Origin of the sequence: Burkholderia sp. LMU1-1-1.1 (assembly GCF_040675865.1) — a bacterium.
Lineage (GTDB): Bacteria > Pseudomonadota > Gammaproteobacteria > Burkholderiales > Burkholderiaceae_D > Rugamonas.
On the sequence record NZ_JBEGHG010000076.1, the window covers coordinates 1 to 251 of the forward strand.

The window sequence follows — 251 nt, forward strand, 5'->3', positions numbered from 1 at the left end:
GAGTATTTAGCCTTGGAGGATGGTCCCCCCATATTCAGACAGGATTTCTCGTGTCCCGCCCTACTTGTCGCACGCTTAGTTCCACACATCGCATTTCACATACGGGACTATCACCCGCTATGGTTCCTATTTCCAGAGGATTCTGTTATGCGTCATGCTAAAACGTGCAGGCTCTTCCCATTTCGCTCGCCACTACTTTGGGAATCTCGGTTGATTTATTTTCCTGCAGCTACTTAGATGTTTCAGTTCGC

Annotated in this window: 1 rRNA gene; it reads right to left on the minus strand. The window is 48.2% G+C overall.

Going from position 1 to position 251, the window contains the following annotated elements:
• Positions 1-251: ribosomal RNA gene (locus MRBLMU1_RS32760) — 23S ribosomal RNA — on the minus strand; the annotation flags it as partial.